This is a genomic window from Acinetobacter sp. CIP 102637, from assembly GCF_000368425.1.
GTDB classification, from domain to species: Bacteria; Pseudomonadota; Gammaproteobacteria; order Pseudomonadales; family Moraxellaceae; genus Acinetobacter; species Acinetobacter parvus.
Genome location: NZ_KB849435.1, coordinates 1,101,422 through 1,119,821 on the forward strand (window position 1 = coordinate 1,101,422; position 18,400 = coordinate 1,119,821).

Below are 18,400 nucleotides of genomic sequence, written 5' to 3' on the forward strand. Positions count from 1 at the left end.
GGATCTTTGAAAATGTATATCGTTGGCAGAAGAAATTATTTAGACCAATGATCAAAAACTTCATTGATGACTTTATTCTCGATAAAAATCATCTGCTACCACAAAAAGTCTATAAATAGCGGTGCCTAAGTCCTATATATACAATTGTCTTTAATTGATTAGCCAATTGTCTTACTTCTTTTGTTAAATTGATAAATTTAGACCTGATTAAATATGTACATATCCAAACCCAACATTTTTATTATTTACACGTTTTATTATCATGATAAACGACCTATTTTTATTGATAAGTAAATAAGAAATGCAGCATTTGAGCAAGCCAGACACTGCATTTTCCGATTAACTTATTGATCTACAACCTGTAAATCTAGCCCTGCCGCATTGGCAAGTTCGGTAAAGGTTGGGAAACTGGTTGCCACTGTTTCCGTACCGTGAATGATGATTTCGCCCGAAGTACGTAACCCTGCAATACTGAAACTCATGGCAATACGATGGTCATGGTGTGATTCAATTTTTCCACCTGTGAAAATTGCTGACCAGTCACCAGACTTACCCTTACCCTCAATGATAATGCCGTCCTCAGTTGGGGTGCAATCAATACCCATGACTTTCAAGCCATCCGCCATCACCTGAATACGGTCAGATTCTTTCACGCGAAGCTCAGCCGCACCTGTTAATACGGTTTGACCTTCCGCACAAGCCGCCGCAATAAACAAGGCAGGAAATTCATCAATCGCCAAAGGCACTTGATCTTCAGGCATGTGAATACCTTTTAATGTACGAGACCCCTTGATATGAATATCGGCAATCGGCTCACCGCCAGCGATACGTTCATTTTCAACGCTGATGTCCGCACCCATTTGCTTGAGGATTTCAATTACACCTGTACGGGTTGGGTTGATGCCCACCGCCTCAAGGATCACATCAGCACCCTCAGTAATCGCAGCACCCACCATGAAGAATGCAGCCGATGAAATGTCTGATGGCACCTGAATATCTGTACCAACCAGTTTACCACCACCAACAAGCGAGATTTTATTGCCTTCGGTTTTTACCTCATAACCAAAGGCACGCAACATACGCTCAGTATGGTCACGGGTCGGCTCTGGTTCAGTCACAGAAGTCTCACCCTCAGCCCATAAACCTGCCAGTAAAATCCCTGATTTCACCTGAGCCGAAGCCATTGGCAAATCGTATTGAATACCTTTTAAAGCTTGACTGCCTGTAATGCTGACTGGCGGCGTACCTTTCTCACCTGTGGTTTGAATTTGCGCACCCATTAAACGTAATGGTTTTGCAATACGCTCCATTGGACGTTTAGACAATGACGCATCACCTGTCATCACCGAATCAAACTTTTGTGCTGACAACATACCAGATAGCAGACGCATACTTGTGCCTGAGTTACCCATATATAAGGCACTGGCAGGTGCTTTTAAACCTTGCATGCCCACGCCATGAATGGTCACCTCACCATTTTTTGGGCCTTCGATGCTGACCCCCATATCACGGAATGCCTGTAAAGTTGCTAACGCATCTTCACCCTCAAGGAAGCCAGTCACATGGGTTGTACCCTCAGCAATCGCCCCAAACATGATGGAGCGATGTGACACTGACTTATCACCTGGCACGGTGAATTTACCTGTAAATGTTTTCTTGCCTGGTAAAATGGTAAATTGCTGTGTCACCTTGTTTTTCTCCATCAAAGGTTTTTTGGCTAACATATGGTTAAAGTGTTGGCGTGCCGCTTGCGCATGTCCAAGCAGCCCCATCAACGCCTGAGAATCTTCATTTTCAATCAGTTGCTTTAAAACAGAAAGTTGCTGCTCAAAGCCAGCAACGGCATTGAGAATTGCGTTTTTATTGGCAAAGAAAATGTCATGCCACATCTGTGGATCACTGGCCGCAATCCGAGAAAAATCCCGAAAACCACCCGCCGCATAGCGAAAAATATCCAGATTATCTTCACGGTTGGCCAGTTGCTCAACCAAGTTGAACGCCATCAAATGCGGTAAATGACTGGTATGTGCCAACACTTCATCATGTTTCGACACATCCATACAAATCACTTCTGCTTTTGCCGCAGACCAAAGCAGGATCAGTTTCTGCACTGCCCAATCTGCACTACTTGGCAATGGCGTTAGAATCACTTTATGATTGGCAAATAAATCGACTTTACCTGCATGTACACCTGTATGTTCCGCACCTGCAATTGGGTGCCCAGGTACAAAACCAACAGGCAGATTTTCACTAAACACTGCTTTGGCCGCATCCACCACATTGCCTTTGGTACTACCCACATCGGTAATGATAACATTCTCTGCAAGATAAGGCTTGATCTGTTCCAACACTTTTTGTGTGGCACGAACAGGCAATGCCAAAACAATTAAATCCGCACCCTGAACCGCTTCCTCAGGATTTGTATAACCATGTTGAATTAGACCGAGTGCTTTGGCATCTTCCAATGTTTTTTTTGAGCGTGTTGAAGCCACAATTTCAGACGCAAGTTGTTCCGCCACAATCACACGCGCAAGACTTGACCCAATCAGCCCAAGTCCAATAAATGCAACTTTTTTAAACAATACTTTAGAAACAGATGCTTGAGACATAAAAGATGTTTGCCTAATGAGAAGACTTTGATATGGATAGATGATTCATCCACCTATCCATACGATAAAACAGTTTTATAAAACAGCGATTGGATAAGAACCCAGTACACGCAACTCTTTGACCATTGGACGGATTTCATCTAGTGCAGCCGCCACATTGTCCTGATCAATATGCCCCTCCAGATCAATGAAGAACACATAGGCCCATTTTTCTGGTAAAGCTGGACGAGTTTCAATACTGGTCAAGCTGATTTGATGCTTGGCAAATGGTGCAAGAATTTCCAGCAATGCCCCAGCACGGTCATGTGCTGAGATCAACAATGAGGTCTTATCATTGCCACTTTGTGGAATTTTCTCACGACCAATCACCAGGAAGCGTGTGGTATTTTCAGGATTATCTTCGATATTGCTATATAAAATCTCAAGGTTGTACATGCTGGCTGCGATATCAGAGGCGATTGCAGCAGAATGCCATTCGTTACGAATACGGCGAGCCGCTTCCGCATTTGAGTTTAGTGCAACACGCTCTACCCCAGGATAATGCGCATCTAACCACTTACGGCATTGAGCCAAGGTTTGTTGATGGGCATAAATCTGCTTAATGCTGTCTTTACGGGTATTTTCAGAAACAAGGAATTGATGATGAATACGCAATTCAACTTCACCAATCACATTCAGGCTAGAAGCCTTAAAACAGTCCAGTGTATGGTTAACAATTCCTTCTGATGAGTTTTCAACAGGAACCACGCCATAATGCGCACTACCCGCCTCCACTTCACGGAACACTTCATCAATGGTTGGCAATGGACGAACCACTGCATCATTACCAAAATGTTTCAGTACCGCGGAGTGGGTATAGGTTCCTTCTGGCCCTAAAAATGCGATACTTTGTGGCGCTTCAAGTGCCAGACATGCCGACATGATTTCACGGAACAAGCGTGCCATGGTCGCATCGGACAATGGCCCCTGATTGCGTTCCATCACTTTACGCAGCACCTGTGCCTCACGTTCAGGGCGATAAAACAGTGGGTTGTCTTCGGCTGCAAACTTCGCCTTGGCTACGGCTTCCGCCAATGTGGCACGGCGATTGAGTAATTCCTGGATTTGTTGATCAACACTATCAATATCGTTACGAATTTGTTCTAAATTAAGTGAATTCGATGTGTTTTGTCCATCGTTTACCATTGAATGCAGCCTCAGCAAAATCATCTATAAGAATGGATTACAATTCATCTGTGAATTGGTTATCTGGGCTAGTATAACAAGACTTTAAGCTATTAAACACGCTGAGTTTTAACTCTTTTCATGACTCAACGTTATTGATAATGATTTTCATTATATGTTTGATGCTAAATTTCAGTTCTCGTGGGCTTTGTTGCACAAATAGCTAACACTATGATTTTATTATATTTATTTTTATTAAAATTCTAGGAAAAACCTTGGAAATCAGTATCTTGCAAAATATTTATGCAAAAAAGCCTACCCCAATAGAAAAATAGTATCTATCAAAAAACAGCCTGCTCGAAAGCAGGCTGATTTATCAAGATTAATTAAGCTTTACCAATCAATCCACGTGCCACGATTTCTTTCATGATTTCATTGGTACCACCGTAAATACGCTGGATACGTGCATCAACAAAGAAGCGTGAAATTGGATATTCAGTCATATAACCATAGCCACCAAATAACTGAAGCAAGTTGTCAGCAACTTTCATTTGCATGTCAGTACTGAAGCTCTTGAGTGCAGCCGCAGTTTCAACATCCAGTTTGCCCTCATTATATAAGGCCACGTTTTGATTATAGAAAGCAGCAGTTGCCAATTCATCAATCTTCGCCTGAGCTAAGACAAAACGTGTGTTCTGGAAGTTAGCAATCGCCTGACCAAATGCCTGACGCTCTTTCACATATTGGGTCGCAAGATCAATTGAGCCACGAATTGCGCCCAAAGAGGTCGCTGCGATTGCAGTACGCTCACGTGGTAATTCCTGCATCAAGTAAGCAAAACCTGAACCTGCATTGCCCAATAACTGGTCTTTAGGTACTTTCACATTATCAAAGAAAAGTTCAGAGGTATCTTGTGAATGCAGACCAATTTTGTCTAAGTTCGTGCCCTTTTTAAAGCCTTCCAAATGGGTATCAACCAATAATAAAGACACACCTTTGGCACGAGCTTGCGGATCAGTTTTCACTGCCAGAACCACAACATCAGCATGCTGACCATTTGAGATAAAGGTTTTAGAACCATTTAACACATAGTGATCACCTTGCAAAATTGCACTGGTACGCATGGCCTGCAAGTCTGAACCAGCACCTGGCTCAGTCATACCAATTGCACCCACCACTTCACCAGACACCATTTTTGGCAACCAATACTGTTTCTGTTCTTCTGACCCAATATGTTGGATATATGGTGCAGCAATTTCAGAGTGACACGAAATACCAGTTGATAAGGCACAATAACCAGCACGCGCAGATTCTTCAACCAGCATCAATGAATAATGGGTTGGTACGCCATAACCACCATATTCTTCTGGCACGTCTACGCACAGGAAGCCATTTTCACCCAATAATGTCCAGACAGAACGCGGCATAATGCCCTCACGTTCCCATTTTTCATAATGAGGTGCAATGTGTTCACTCATAAAACGTTTAAAGTTGTCACGGAAGAGTTCCAAATCTGCATCGTAAGCTAACATCTTTATTTCCTTTCGCTTTCATTTTTCTTGAAAATTTGCTTCGCAGCCATGCTAATGATTTTTAGGTGGGATGTCATGTCCCTTTTGCATCAAATCACCCGACTGATGCGGTCAATAATTTTGTTTGCAGTGGTTATTTTCGAGACCCAATTGCTTATTGAATAAACAGAAGCTCTGATTTTTTTACGCTAAATGCATCACTTTTATGTCATATTAATTTTAATTCTTCACCATGACTGCAAATACGATCATGAATACCAAACGCAATATTTACAAAGATGCTGAACATCCTTTCGCCCAATACATACGAATCATTGGTAAAGGTAAGACGGGTGCGCGTTCACTGACTTATGATGAGGCCTATCAGGCTTTTAGCATGATCTTAAAAAATGAAGTGCTTGATGTTCAGTTGGGTGCTTTTTTAATGTTGTTACGGGTTAAGGAAGAATCTGTTGATGAACTGGCTGGCTTTGTTCAGGCAACGCGTGATCAACTTAATTTTCAACCGCTAGATGTTGATCTGGATTGGTCATCATATGCAGGGAAACGTAAACATTATCCGTGGTTTTTATTGGCAGCCTTAACACTGGCCCATCACGGCTATAGCATCGTGATGCATGGTGCATCTGGTCATACCATTAACCGTGTTTATACAGAACAGGTTTTACCATACTTAGGCTATTCTATTTGCCAAAATGAACAAGATGTCAAACAACAACTAGAAAGACATAACTTTGCCTATTTGCCTCTTGAAGTGATCTCACCAATTTTAAGTGATCTGATTTCATTGAGAAATGTGATGGGCTTACGTTCACCCATTCATACCCTGGTACGCCTGATTAATCCTTTTAATGCCAAAGCCACTTTACAGGCCATTTTCCACCCTGCTTATCGAACCTCACATCAACGCACTGCGTTTCGTTTAGGTTATCAAAATAGTGCGGTGATTAAAGGTGAAGGAGGTGAATTTGAGCGTAACCCTGATGCAAAAACCCTGATTTGTGGGATTAAAAATGGTGAGTTATATGAGTATGAATTACCCAAACTGACACCTGAACGTAGCCCTATTGAAGAAGAGCTTGATCTTGAAGTGTTTAAAGCGGTTTGGCTTGGTCAGCAGCAACATGAATATGGTGAAATGGCTGTCACTGAAACCATCGGAATCGCTTTATATACGATGGGTGTGGTCAGTAGTTTTGATGAGGCGATGATTAAAGCAAAGGCGCTTTGGGAAAGTCGAAAAATTTAGGCTTCATTCATTAAAAAACCCAGTGTTTTTACTGGGTCTTTAAATTAAACAAACCGAATCGGTTTAAATTCAGGTTCGTGTTTGTGATGGTCATCATCACATTCCTCACCCTCTTCCTTTGTGCCACGATCAATATAGCCACTACGCTGTTCTTCTGGTAAATGTTTCATTTCCCATGCATAAACAGCCTGCATACAGGTTTCACGTTGTTCTTTGGTCAATGCAATACCATTTGGCCATTTGCCAATTTCAACGGCTGTTTTTAAGCGCTCAACAATTTCAGGATTTAAAACAGCGAGCATTTGTTCAATATTCATGAGTCATCCTGTTGAAAAGATTCGAAATCTTGATTCCAGCCCAGTTTAGTACGGCAAGCCATATAAAAATCGTACCCAGGCGGATGTAATAAGCTTAGTTTAAATGGATGTTTGCGAATATGCACAGTGTCACCCACATTTAATGCAACACTATGTTGTCCATCGGCGCTGACCATGGGTAAAACCCGATTTTCACGAATGGTAATTTTAATCTCACTTTGTCCACCAACCACAATCGGACGAGAGGACAAGGTATGCGGATGCATGGGCACCAATGCAATCGCATCCATACTTGGATGCAAAATAGGTCCACCACCAGACAATGCATATGCTGTCGAACCCGTTGGTGTGGAAACAATTAAACCGTCACTGTGCTGACGATAGACATATTGCCCATCGATACTGAGTTCGAAATCAATCATATGGACTGATCGTCCAGAATGTAGAACCACATCATTTAATGCAATTGCATCATAAATGGTTTCACCATTAGACCGAATTTCCATTTCCAGCAGGAAACGGCGATCCAGTTGAAAATGTCCCTGCAACACCTGATCTAGCTTAAAGATTGCTTCGGCAGGTTTAATGTCGGTTAAAAAGCCCAGTCGCCCACGGTTAATCCCAATTACAGGAGTATTGTATCGAACCAAGGCACGTGCAGCATGTAGTAGCGACCCATCACCGCCCACTACAATCACTAAATCCACGACTTCGCCCAATAAATTACGGCTGACAGTCTGTCCATGGCTATAAGGTACGAGTTTCGCTGTTTCCTGATCAAAGACAGGATTTAAACCTAAGGTGATCAAGTGATCATGAATCAAACATAAGGTTTCTACTACAGAATCTTTATCTGGTCGCCCAATCAAACCAATATTTCGAAAGGATTTATGTGAAATTTGCACGAATAATTCAGCTCCGCTGCGCTTCCTGACTATCATATCATTAACTATCAGAATTTCGTTGACGATTGATTAAAAAGTATAAAAATGTCTATTCGTTGTTTTTTTACCCACTTAATGTCAACACATTCTTAAAGTTTTTATTGCATGTTGCTATTTATTCACAGTTTTACGATTGCAAATTGCGCATAAGCTATCGCATCATTAGCCCCATTGTTTTGATTTTAACGCAAATCTATGAAGTGTGAACGTGGTATCGGTTTTCTTGCGCTAATTTTTTCCATTTTAGTGATTGGTGTTTTTATTGCCTTTAGTATCTATCTAATCCGTCTGGATAATATTATTCGCAATAAGTTTGAAGGTCAGCGCTGGGATATTCCAGCCAAGGTATTTGCTCGTCCTCTAGAAATCTATGCAAATGCGCCAATTACTCAGGAAAACTTCATTCAGGAACTGAAATTACTGGGTTATAAAAATACGGCAAACTATGAAAAATCAGGTAGCTATGTCACCCAAGGCAACCAGATGTATGTCCATACACGTGGTTTTGACTATGGTGACAGCAATGAACCTGAACAGGTGCTTGAAATTGGTTTCCTGAATGGGCAGGTTGGTGAAATCCGTTCCACTAAACCATCAAGTACAGGCATTGCACGGCTGGAACCTTTATTGATTGGTGGTATTTACCCTCAGCATAATGAAGACCGCGTACTCATTAAACTAGATAAAGTACCAAAAACACTGATTGAGGCTTTGATCTCAACTGAGGACCGCAACTTCTATCACCATCACGGTGTTTCAGTTCGTGGCACTGCACGTGCTCTAGTCAGCAATGTGACGGGTGGTAAACGTCAAGGTGGATCAACACTCACACAACAGTTGGTGAAAAACTTTTATCTTTCCCCTGAAAAAACCCTGAAACGTAAAGTCAATGAAGCGCTGATGGCCTTATTGATTGAACTGCATTATAGCAAGGATGAAATTCTTGAAACCTATCTGAATGAAGTGAATTTAGGTCAAAATGGCAGTTATTCCATCAATGGTTATGGTCTGGCTTCACAGTTCTATTTTGGTTTACCTTTACGTGAATTGAATATTTCCCAACAAGCCTATTTGGTTGGTTTAGTACAGGGCCCTTCTTTATATAACCCTTGGCGTAATCCTGAAGCGGCAAAAAAACGCCGTGATGTTGTACTGAACAACATGAAAGTTATGGGCTATCTCAGTGAGGCGGAATATCAGGATGAAATTGCACGTCCTTTAAATGTAGTGAGCAAACCGACTCTAGGACCTGCGAAATTCCCTGATTTCCTTGATATTGTCCGTCGTCAGCTACGCACCGAATATCAGGAAAGTGACATTACCAATCAGGGTTTAAGAATTTTTACCACACTAGATCCAATCACACAGATTCAGGTGCAAAATGCGTTTAAAAATTCAGTTGATCGTCTGGCGAATGCCAATCCTGCCCGTTTAAAGAACTTACAAGGTGCCATTGTTGTCGCTCATCCAGACAATGGTGAACTGGTTGCCGCTGTGGGATCGACTCAAGACTTTACAGGTTTTAACCGTACACTGGATGCTAAACGTCAAGTGGGTTCATTACTGAAACCTGTCATCTATTTAAGTGCACTTGAGTCAGGCCGTTATACATGGGCTAGCCCAATTGAAGATACAGCCATCAGTATTCCAATTGATGGTTATAAAAACTGGACACCCAAAAATTATAGTGGTGGTGAGCATGGTGTGGTTCCAATGCAGCAGGCTTTGGCAAATTCATACAACCTTTCTACTGTACGTTTGGCGAACGAGTTTGGCCTATCTACATTCACAAATAAGCTCAGACAGTTTGGGGTAAGTTCAGATATTCCAGCCTATCCATCCATTTATCTGGGGGCGGTGAATATGTCACCAATGGAAGTGCTGAGCGTTTATGGAAACTTTGCCACAGGTGGCTTTAAATACCCTACCCGTTCTATCCGCACTGTTGTGGATGCAAAAGGGCATTTATTGGAGCGTTATGGTTTGAATGTACAGCAAACCATTGACCCCGCCACCGCCTACATCCTGAATTATGGTTTACAGCAAGTCATGCGTTCAGGTACAGGCCGCTCTGCCTATGGGAGCTTGCCTGAATCACTGAATCTTGCAGGAAAATCAGGAACAACCAACGATACACGGGATTCATGGTTTGCAGGTTATTCTGGTAATCATGTCGCTGTGGTCTGGTTAGGGCTGGATGACAACAAGGTTACTGGTCTGACAGGTTCCTCTGGTGCATTGCCAGTCTGGACCAATGTCATGAAACAGCTTCGTCAGGAACCTGTAAATCTTCGTCAAACCGACAACGTTCAATGGCAGTGGATTGATAGCGCCAGCGGTGACCTTTCTGCCGAGGGCTGTGATGGCGCATTGTATATTCCATTGCTTCGTCAAACTGTACCTCGCCATGCAACGGTTTGCGGTCAGTCTCATTATGAAGTTGAACCAACCTATATGCCTCAGGGTGGTACATCAGAAAATGATCATGATGATGGCACAAACAATTATATTCGGGAAAGCGAAAACCAGATGGACAATGATTTATCAAATCATACGCCAACACGCATCATTTCCAGTGGTAGCTACAGCGTTGAAAATTAATTTCTACTGGGATTTGGACATGATCAAGAAAATAACTTTCGCAATTGGTGTACTTGTACTGGCTGGCTGTACTGCCACTCCAGAAAAAGTCACGACCACTAAACCTGTTAATCCACCAGCAGGCACGAATACGCAGAAGAAAAAAGTGACTCCGCCTGCTTCTGGTGTAAAGGTCATTCCATATGACCAAAAAGAGATTAAACGGCAAACCGTGACACCACAGGTGGTGGTACCTGAACAAAAGGTGAAGCAGAAGTTTAGTAATGATGGTGCTCAACTCCCCGCCTTTAGGACCCTGATGCAAAAAACCCAGACCGCGTATAAAAGTCAGCAACTTGCGGAAGCAGAACGTTATGCGCTTCAAGCTCAACGGATTGCACCACAGGCTTCTGAAACCTATTTATATCTGGGTCTAATCGCCAACCAGCGAAAAGAGTATGCCAATGCCGAGGCTTTGGCGCGCCGTGGTTTAAGCTATGCACAGAGCAATGCCATGAAAAAGCAGCTTTGGACAATTGTGCTTCGTGCCAGCGAAGCACGTAATCATCCAGTCAAGGCACAGGAAGCGAAAAAAGCAATTCAGTCACTTTAGAGCCTTGTTACTGGATTGATTCAAACTGGCGAATCCCCGCAAGCCCATAAGCATGATGTTTTTGGGCTTGTTCCAGATCAGTAGGCGCAACACCACCCAAAGCAAAAACAGGAATATCACTTTTTCCAGCGAGTTCAGCAAAACCGTCCCATCCCAACACTTTTGTTTCTGGATGAGTCTCAGTTATATTCACAGGACTTAAAAGCACCGCATCACAGCCAATATGATGTGCATGTTGCAATGAAACTGCATCATGGCACGCTGCAATAAAACGTTTCCCTACAATTAACTCTCCTTTCTTTAATCCCATCAGCTGTGATTGTTTTAGATGAACCGTGTTAATTTTTTCCTGACATGCTGAATCCAGCTGATTGCAGATTTCAAAATTCACAATGAGTTTTTGATATTGCTCATCAGTGAGTGTTTCTAACTGCTGCTCAATCGCATCAATATTTTCATCCTGTGTCCGCCAATAAAATAAACTTTCCTGCTGCGGGAGTTTGACCAACTGTTCATTCACCTTAATCAGATGTGGCCACACCAAACGTTGCAGAATCACGTCATTGGCTTTAGGAAAATTTAATTCTTTCAGTTGGTCACGACTGTACCAAGCCCAAGGCTGGTGAATCAGTTCCAGTAACGCATCAGGGACATAGGCATGAAAAATATGCAAGTTCACAATCACATCATCATATTCATGGCGAATCACATCAAAACGATGCCAGTCCTTTAAGCCAATGCCCACCTCTTCATAAATTTCCCTGCGGCAGGTCTGCTCAGGTGTTTCTCCCTGCTCAACTTTGCCACCAGGAAATTCATGCTTATTGCCCTGATGTTGATTGGCCTGACGCCACCCCACCAATACCTTGGATTTATGCAATAAAATTGCAATTGCGACATCAATGACATTCTTTGCTATCACAGTCCACATCCCTCATCTCTACAGAGTAAATCCCTGTCATTCATCAATTTGCACATCGTTCTGAAAAAACTTATAAACGATTTTGTAAATTATTCAAATTTACGTTGACAGGTATATTCGATAATGATTATCATTTAAAAAATAGATAATACACCACGGAGCATAACAAATGAACGCACCATTTAACCTATTTACTCGTAGCACTGATGCAACTCAATCCTTACCAATGCTGCATTCAAACAACCTATTTGCCTTAGGCCGCGAAATTCGCATTATGCACGCTGGTGAAGAGTATCGCCTACGCCTCACCCGTAACAACCGTCTGATTTTAACCAAGTAAAATAATAGTAATCGGATAATAATAAACGTGGAAATAGCAGTATGTCAGCGCGTACTGCTTTTTAATTCATCTAGAAACCAAAATAAAGCTTTAGACAAGCAATCTGATCACGACTTTTAATCCGCCATATGAAGATGGCAACAATTCCATTTGCCCATGATGTAGTTCGATAATTTTCCTACAAATGGATAAGCCTAAGCCTGATCCCTGGGTTTTGGTTCCCAACGCACGATAAAAACGTTCTCCCAAATGCTGCAATAGTTCTGGGTCGATACCTTGTCCCTCATTTTCAATAATAAGCTGTAAATACTGTCCCTGCTTATCTAAAGCGATATAGACACAGCCTTTTTCTGGCGTATAGCGTATGGCATTGTCCAGCACATTACGAATACAGGTAAAAATCAGTTGTTGATTGGCAAAAATCATATCTTCGTGCTCTACCACTACCATCTGCTGCTGAATCTGGATTGCCTTTTGCTTGATAAAGGGTGTTAGAGCCTGAATCGCCTCGTCAATCACCGTGTGCAAGGCAAAATGTGTCTTGGGAAGGTTTTCAGCATATTCAGGGTCTAAACGTGCCAGCAATAGCAAATTTTCCAGCGTTTGGGTCCCTCGACTAATATCCTGTTGCATGGAGGCAAAATCAGTGGCGCGTTCTGGATATTTACGTTGTAAAAGCTGTAAACGCATTTGAATCGCGGATAAGGGCGAGCGCAATTCATGCGAGGCATCCGCAGTAAAACGCTGTTCGGCTTTTAGCGATTGATCCAGACGTTGCAACAAGTGATTTAACTGCCCCAGCATCGGCTGCAATTCTTTAAATTCAATGCTGGAGGACTGGATTGGCGTTAGATCATCTGCGTTTTTCTGCGAGATTTGATCGGATAATTGATGAATCGCCCTAAACTGCCGTTTGACCAGAACATGCAGCATGATCCACTGCATCAGCCACAACATGATCAGAATGACAGAATACCAGCAAAGCTATGCATCAATTCTTTAAAGCGATCACCCAAAGGTTGTAATAGCAATACCTGCATGTGGGACTGGTGATCTTCCACCCGATAACTACGCCAGAGCTGTCGCTCCTGCCAGATAAAGCTATATTGATCATCACCTGTATTTAAGGTGTAATACTGTTGCTCAAGCTGAAAATCCTCGGACTGGGCCAGAATCTGTTGCTGGTAGCTCAGGCGATACTGGATATCAAACTGGTCACTCAGTTCATCAATCTGCGGCCCCGAAGTTGAGGTCAGATCAGCAATCAGTAACATATCTGAGATTTCATCCATGATTTCATCTTGAACCTGCATGGTTTGATAGATTGAAATCACCACAAATAGAAGCAATGCCACAGAACCCGCAATCACTGAACTAATCAGTGAGGTTTTAATCAGCCTGTTTTGTAGCGACACCACTTTCATAAACTTAATCCTGATGCATCCGATAGCCTAAACCACGAATGGTTTTGATATATTGTCCGCCAATTTTTTTGCGAATTTGGTAGATATACACCTCGATGGCATTACTCTCGATTTCCTCGCCCCAGGCATACAGTGATTCTTCCAGTTGCTCACGGGTCAGGATATGTTCTGGTTTTTGCATTAATTTATGTAAAATCTGAAATTCTTTTGCAGTCAGGTTGATGACTTGACCCGCTTGCGTCAGGGTCTTGGCTTGCGGATCAAGCTGGAGATTGGCAAAAGTCAAATACTGGCCTGTCTGAGTCTGGTGTTGCCTCAGTTGTGTGCGCACCCGTGCTGACAATTCTTCCAGATTAAATGGCTTAACCAGATAATCATTGGCACCCAAATCCAGCCCCTCCACCCGATCATGAATGGCATCTTTGGCGGTAATAAAAATGACGGGCGTATTGGCGTTTTGATGGCGAATGCTTTTTAGAATGTCATCACCCGAAGCCTTGGGTAAACCCCGATCCAGCAGGATACAATCATATTGATGCTGCTCAGCCGCCAGTATCGCATGATCACCCCGTTCTACCCAATCGACACTATAGCCATCCAGTTCCAGCCAATCCTTGATACTTTCCGCCTGAGAGGCATCATCCTCAGCCAGTAAAATTCGCATAAAGCCGCACTCTTGTCTGATCCATTAATATTCATCATGGCTTTTAAATAAGCAACAGGCAAAAAACCACATGCTAAACATGTGGTTTTTGATGATATTTCAATGATTAGAATTTCACCTGATCTACATCGACTTCTACACGTTTGGTCGGTTTATAATCAATGTCGATTTCACCAATAATGGTCACAGGAGTTTTGGCTGAAACAGGTTGCCCTTGCCATAAATCATCATCAATATCGACGGTGATGCTGCCTGTCTGGTCGCTAAACTGATATTTTTCATCACCTGTTGCTTTGACTACATAACCCTTAAGCTTAACAGGCGTATCATTTTTTAAGGTCAATGCCTGTTTCACCGTAGTAATTTGTGTAGGCGCCAATGCCTGCTGATTGACTGCTGTCGTATTCGCAACCGCAAATGTTGTCGCACCAACCAGACCTGCAATTACAGCAACTTTAGAAAATACGTTCATTTTAATTTCCTCATCTTTGTTGATCATCTCGATATGGTCATTAAAACAAAACAAGATGAGGTGAATCTGAAGAACTAAAAACTGCTTAATTTAATGGCACAACCCGAAGCACTTCTTCCAGTGTGGTCATACCCTCAATCACCTTGCGTGCCCCTGCAATACGCAACGGTTCAATACCCTCTTTCTTGGCTTGCGCACGTAAATGATCCAGTGTGCCATTCGCACTAATGATGGACTTTAATTCCAGACTGACTGGCATAAACTCATAAATCCCGACACGCCCTTTATAACCCGTTTGGCGACACACTTCACAGCCCACGGCCTTATACATGGTGGTGGGCATATCCATCATATAGTCAAAAGTCAGGTGTTCCCATTGCTGCTCATTGATCGCTGTTTCCTGTTTGCAATGCGGGCAAAGGCGACGCACCAGACGCTGTGCCAATACACCCAAAATCGTGGCTGCGGTCAAAAATGGCTGCACCCCCAAATCATGCAAACGGGTCAAACTAGATGGCGCATCATTGGTATGCAGGGTTGAGAGTACCAAATGTCCTGTTAAAGCTGCCTGAATCGCCATATTGGCAGTATCATGGTCACGAATTTCCCCAACCATAATAATGTCAGGGTCTTGACGCATGAGGGCACGCACCCCATCGGCAAAGCCTAGCTCAATGTTTGGATTGACCTGCATCTGGTTAAAACTTGGTTCCAGCATTTCAATCGGGTCTTCAATGGTACAGACATTGACCTGTTCCGTTGCCAGTTGTTTAAGCGATGAATAAAGTGTGGTGGTTTTACCAGAACCTGTTGGCCCTGTCACCAGAATAATCCCGTGGCTATGCTGGGTCAGTTGTTGCCAGCTTTGTAAGAGATGTCCCTCAAAACCCAACTGCTGAAAACTGCGTACCAATACTTCTGGATCAAAAATACGCATCACCAGCTTTTCACCAAAGGCAGTTGGCAAAGTGGAGAGACGCAATTCGGTTTCCTGACCTTTTGGTGTTCGTGTCTTTAGACGTCCATCCTGTGGTTTACGCTTTTCCGCCACATTCATCCGACCCAGAATTTTAATACGGGAAATCACTGCAGTCAGTGTATTGGCAGGCATGTTATAAATGGTGTGTAACACGCCATCAATACGGAAACGCACCTTACCCTTGTCTTTTCGGGGTTCAAGATGAATGTCACTAGCCCCCTGTTCAAAGGCAAATTGCAGCACCCAGTCCACCAATTTGACAATATGCTGGTCATTGGCATCGGGATTCTGGGTATCGCCCAACTGTAACAAGGCCTCAACGCCTTTATTATCACGGTCAAAGGCACTGGTGTTTTGTGATGAACTGACCGCACGACTAACCTGATAATATTCCACCAGATAGCGCTGTAATTGCTCAGGATTGAGTAACACTCGTTCAATCTTTCTGGGCGCTAAACTACGCTCCAGATTATTCTGCCATTCCGTTAAAAACGGCTGATCTGTCCCAATCAAAATCCGATCTGAATGTACTTCAATGGCCAGAATATGATTCCGTACCGCAAATTCCTGTGACATAACGCTGGTTAATGCCGCCACATCAGCTTTTAGTGGATCAATCACAAATAAGGGAACTTCGGCTTTTTCAGCTAACCACTGACATAAACGATTCAGGGTTAAGGTTGTGGCAGGATTAAGTTGATCCTTTAAATTAAAATTGGCAACCCACTGTAAGGGATGCCATTTCAACTGGTCTTTTTGCCGATGTGTAGTTTGAATAAAAAGTTTATCCCGTTCAGTAATCCGTCCATCTTTTTGTAATTGTTCCAGACACCACGTCACATCAATTGAAAAAGAAAAACTTGCAAATTTTGCCTGCGCTTGCATAACCGTCAAATCCCCAAATTTATGATTTTATATTTTTAAGTTGCCTATTCCACAGCAATGACTGTGACATTGCTTGCATCGACTTTAAAACGAACATTCAAGTCTGCAAAACACATTCCATAAACTCGTTCAGCATCTTCCTGATAGGCAGGACGAGGGTCTAAAGATAACACCTGTTCCAGTTCATCGAATACCTTTTTATTTAAAATAGCCTGCTTTAGTAATTGCTGTTGTTGTGTTTGTGCAGTTTCCGTCCATATCACTGATTTACGTACAGGCTCATCCTGGGCATAACCACTACTTGCATCTGGCACTGCATCCGAATACTGGATATAGGGCTTAATATCCAGAATCGGCGTGCCATGTAGTAAATCACTACCCATTACATAAAGTCGCACGCTTTTCCCTTGCTTTTCTACTCGTAAAAAATGCACCACAGACAAACCAATTGCAGACGGACGATACATACTTCGGGTAGCAAACACCCCCATTTTCTGGTTTCCACCCAAGCGTGGTGGACGTACCTGCGCGCGAAATCCAGCTATTTGGTTTGGTGCATTATCATTTTGTTTATTCTCATGAAACTGCCACAACAGCCATAAATGGCTAAATGCCTCAATTCCCTCGAATGCCAAAATATCGTTATAAGGTGCCACCATCTCCATATAAGACTCGACCTGCACCAGATTTGGCTGCCTCGGAATACCAAACTTTTCACGGTAGGGAGAGTGCATGTAACCGATAATCGGCATCTCAACTGAATTGCTCATCACTTTTTCTTATAAACACAATTAAATATATTCAGTTTATCGAGAATGAATTTAGATTAGAATAGCAACCTGTTTCTTTTAACTGTGATCGAGACCTTGAATGGCTGCTTTTAACGTTGAACGCATTACTCATGTTCACCACTGGAATGACACACTTTTTAGTTTTAAAACAACACGTGACACCAGTCTACGTTTCAAAAATGGTCAATTCGTCATGATCGGTCTTGAAGTGAATGGCAAGCCCTTAATGCGTGCTTATTCGATTGCAAGCGCGAATTATGAAGAAGAACTGGAGTTCTTCTCAATTAAGGTACAAGACGGTCCATTGACTTCCATTTTACAAAAAGTACAGGTTGGTGATGAAATCCTGATTTCTAAAAAACCAACAGGAACGCTCGTACACGACGATTTATTACCAGGTAAAAATTTATACCTTTTATCTTCTGGTACAGGCCTTGCTCCTTTCCTTTCCCTGCTTCGTGATCCTGAAACTTACGAAAAGTTTGAGAAAGTGATCATGGTTCATGGTACTCGCTATGTTTCAGAGCTTGCCTATCAGGATTTAATCCTGAATGAATTGCCAAACAATGAATTTTTTGAAGAGCTTGGCATCAAGGATAAATTGGTTTATTACCCAACCGTAACCCGCGAGCCATTCCATACACAAGGTCGTGTCACCACTGCCATTGAAACTGGTGAACTGTTTGAAAAAATCGGTTTACCACGTTTTAACCGTGAGACAGACCGTGCCATGCTCTGTGGTAGCCCAGCATTCCTGAAAGATGTGGCTGCCCTGCTTGATCAACATGGCCTGGTTGAATCACCACGTATGGGTGTTATGGGTGATTATGTGATTGAACGTGCTTTTGTAGAAAAATAACTTTTTCATGATGAACAAAAGAACCGAGGTAATACCTCGGTTTTTTATTTTAACTT

The 18,400-nt window shown here is 42.6% G+C and carries 15 protein-coding genes and 2 pseudogenes; 6 read left to right on the top strand and 11 right to left on the bottom strand.

All coding sequences use genetic code 11. From position 1 onward, the window contains the following. Nucleotides 1-119: pseudogene (locus F967_RS14195) on the top strand (IS701 family transposase); the annotation flags it as partial. Between the two features lie 225 nt (nucleotides 120-344). On the opposite strand, the gene F967_RS08300 reads toward F967_RS14195, so the two are convergent. From F967_RS08300 to F967_RS08310, 3 genes are all read right to left on the bottom strand, one after another. Then, entirely contained in the window at nucleotides 345-2,609 is a 2,265-nt protein-coding gene (locus tag F967_RS08300; RefSeq protein WP_004799287.1) for a bifunctional prephenate dehydrogenase/3-phosphoshikimate 1-carboxyvinyltransferase, read from the bottom strand. Nucleotides 2,610-2,684: 75 nt separating this feature from the next. Then, nucleotides 2,685-3,794, bottom strand: a complete 1,110-nt coding sequence (gene pheA / locus F967_RS08305; protein ID WP_004799289.1) for a prephenate dehydratase — start codon at nucleotides 3,792-3,794, stop codon at nucleotides 2,685-2,687. 365 nt (nucleotides 3,795-4,159) lie between these two features. Next, complete coding sequence (locus F967_RS08310; RefSeq protein ID WP_004679699.1) at nucleotides 4,160-5,305, bottom strand: acyl-CoA dehydrogenase family protein; 1,146 nt, start codon at nucleotides 5,303-5,305, stop codon at nucleotides 4,160-4,162. Nucleotides 5,306-5,555: 250 nt separating this feature from the next. Between F967_RS08310 and F967_RS08315 the strand changes: the two genes are divergently transcribed. Further along, nucleotides 5,556-6,554 (top strand): glycosyl transferase family protein, encoded by a 999-nt coding sequence (locus F967_RS08315; RefSeq protein WP_171063075.1) that lies wholly within the window; start codon nucleotides 5,556-5,558, stop codon nucleotides 6,552-6,554. Between the two features lie 44 nt (nucleotides 6,555-6,598). Here F967_RS08315 and F967_RS08320 read toward each other — a convergent pair whose 3' ends face one another. Together F967_RS08320 and F967_RS08325 are read right to left on the bottom strand one after the other, a co-directional pair. Next, a complete protein-coding gene (locus F967_RS08320) occupies nucleotides 6,599-6,871 on the bottom strand; it encodes a YeaC family protein (protein ID WP_004679703.1) in 273 nt (90 codons plus the stop codon). Beyond that, the gene (locus tag F967_RS08325) at nucleotides 6,868-7,776 is read right to left on the bottom strand and encodes an NAD(+) kinase (protein ID WP_004679704.1); all 909 of its coding nucleotides are present in this window, start codon (nucleotides 7,774-7,776) and stop codon (nucleotides 6,868-6,870) included. Before F967_RS08325 ends, F967_RS08320 begins: the two co-directional genes overlap by 4 nt. A 234-nt stretch (nucleotides 7,777-8,010) precedes the next feature. Here F967_RS08325 and mrcB point away from each other — a divergent pair, with 234 nt between their 5' ends. Together mrcB and F967_RS08335 are read left to right on the top strand one after the other, a co-directional pair. Then, the gene (gene mrcB, locus F967_RS08330; protein WP_004799294.1) at nucleotides 8,011-10,416 is read left to right on the top strand and encodes a penicillin-binding protein 1B; all 2,406 of its coding nucleotides are present in this window, start codon (nucleotides 8,011-8,013) and stop codon (nucleotides 10,414-10,416) included. A gap of 19 nt (nucleotides 10,417-10,435) precedes the next feature. Continuing rightward, nucleotides 10,436-11,008 (top strand): tetratricopeptide repeat protein, encoded by a 573-nt coding sequence (locus F967_RS08335; RefSeq protein ID WP_004679708.1) that lies wholly within the window; start codon nucleotides 10,436-10,438, stop codon nucleotides 11,006-11,008. Between the two features lie 7 nt (nucleotides 11,009-11,015). Here the strand turns inward: F967_RS08335 and F967_RS08340 are convergent, their stop codons facing one another. Continuing rightward, nucleotides 11,016-11,939, bottom strand: coding sequence for a thiamine phosphate synthase (locus tag F967_RS08340; protein WP_004799297.1), 924 nt, complete (start codon nucleotides 11,937-11,939; stop codon nucleotides 11,016-11,018). Nucleotides 11,940-12,099: 160 nt separating this feature from the next. Here F967_RS08340 and hemP point away from each other — a divergent pair, with 160 nt between their 5' ends. Then, the gene (hemP, locus tag F967_RS08345; RefSeq protein ID WP_004679713.1) at nucleotides 12,100-12,270 is read left to right on the top strand and encodes a hemin uptake protein HemP; all 171 of its coding nucleotides are present in this window, start codon (nucleotides 12,100-12,102) and stop codon (nucleotides 12,268-12,270) included. Nucleotides 12,271-12,360: 90 nt separating this feature from the next. Here hemP and F967_RS08350 read toward each other — a convergent pair. The 5 genes and pseudogenes from F967_RS08350 to tsaA all read right to left on the bottom strand — a co-directional run bounded on the left by F967_RS08350 (nucleotide 12,361) and on the right by tsaA (nucleotide 17,464). Continuing rightward, nucleotides 12,361-13,694 (bottom strand): annotated as a pseudogene (locus tag F967_RS08350) (sensor histidine kinase). Between the two features lie 4 nt (nucleotides 13,695-13,698). Beyond that, complete coding sequence (locus F967_RS08355; protein ID WP_004799303.1) at nucleotides 13,699-14,358, bottom strand: response regulator transcription factor; 660 nt, start codon at nucleotides 14,356-14,358, stop codon at nucleotides 13,699-13,701. 106 nt (nucleotides 14,359-14,464) lie between these two features. Beyond that, nucleotides 14,465-14,830 carry a NirD/YgiW/YdeI family stress tolerance protein gene (locus F967_RS08360; RefSeq protein ID WP_004757842.1) on the bottom strand — a complete coding sequence of 122 codons (366 nt, stop codon included), beginning with the start codon at nucleotides 14,828-14,830 and terminating at the stop codon, nucleotides 14,465-14,467. 85 nt (nucleotides 14,831-14,915) lie between these two features. Further along, a complete protein-coding gene (locus F967_RS08365; protein ID WP_004799305.1) occupies nucleotides 14,916-16,694 on the bottom strand; it encodes a type IV pilus assembly ATPase TfpB in 1,779 nt (592 codons plus the stop codon). 44 nt (nucleotides 16,695-16,738) lie between these two features. Further along, complete coding sequence (tsaA, locus tag F967_RS08370; RefSeq protein WP_004757840.1) at nucleotides 16,739-17,464, bottom strand: tRNA (N6-threonylcarbamoyladenosine(37)-N6)-methyltransferase TrmO; 726 nt, start codon at nucleotides 17,462-17,464, stop codon at nucleotides 16,739-16,741. 100 nt (nucleotides 17,465-17,564) lie between these two features. On the opposite strand from tsaA, the gene F967_RS08375 reads away from it, so the two are divergent. Then, nucleotides 17,565-18,344, top strand: a complete 780-nt coding sequence (locus F967_RS08375; RefSeq protein WP_004679719.1) for a ferredoxin--NADP reductase — start codon at nucleotides 17,565-17,567, stop codon at nucleotides 18,342-18,344. Nucleotides 18,345-18,400 lie beyond the last annotated feature (56 nt).